General features: G+C 42.9%; 1 protein-coding gene. It reads right to left on the bottom strand.

Annotation, left to right across the window (positions count from 1 at the left end; translation table 11 throughout):
• Positions 1–126: 126 nt before the first annotated feature.
• On the bottom strand, positions 127–503 hold a 377-nt coding region (locus JBL43_RS20180; RefSeq protein WP_198843152.1), incomplete at its 5' end, for a cystatin family protein.

Below are 503 nucleotides of genomic sequence, written 5' to 3'. Positions count from 1 at the left end.
CTCCCATTTATTAATAGATAAAGATGATACATGACATGCATTATTTAAAGTAGATTATTAAGTAGATAGTAATGTAACTTCCCTCATGAAACAACAACAGGAGCAGGACTGAGTGGAAGCCACACTCTAATTACAAGACACAAAAGCTTCGAGTTGCCAAGATCGATCTAATGGCTTCTCCAGAACAGTTGCCAAGTAAAACTTGACAGAAACAGATAACATTGGAGGACAAGTTATTATATGTTCTGCCACTTCAACCACAAGCCTGTATTCTTTGCCTTCGCTCATCGGCCTAGTCTCACCACTCACCACACGGATGAACTTCATTGATGCTCCTACTAGCTTGTGTGTGTGTTCCATCACTGAAAACCTTCCCATCTCTTGCACGTACGGATCGTGGATATTCTTGATTGGTTCCCAACCGCCTGGCTTGCACCGGTTTTGGTGCAAGGCATCGTTTTGTCCCGGGGCGATGACCTCAAAATCCATCGTAACTTTAGATC

It is taken from the genome of Aureibaculum flavum (assembly GCF_016406085.1).
GTDB lineage: Bacteria > Bacteroidota > Bacteroidia > Flavobacteriales > Flavobacteriaceae > Aureibaculum > Aureibaculum flavum.
This window is presented reverse-complemented; position numbering and strand designations above follow the sequence as displayed.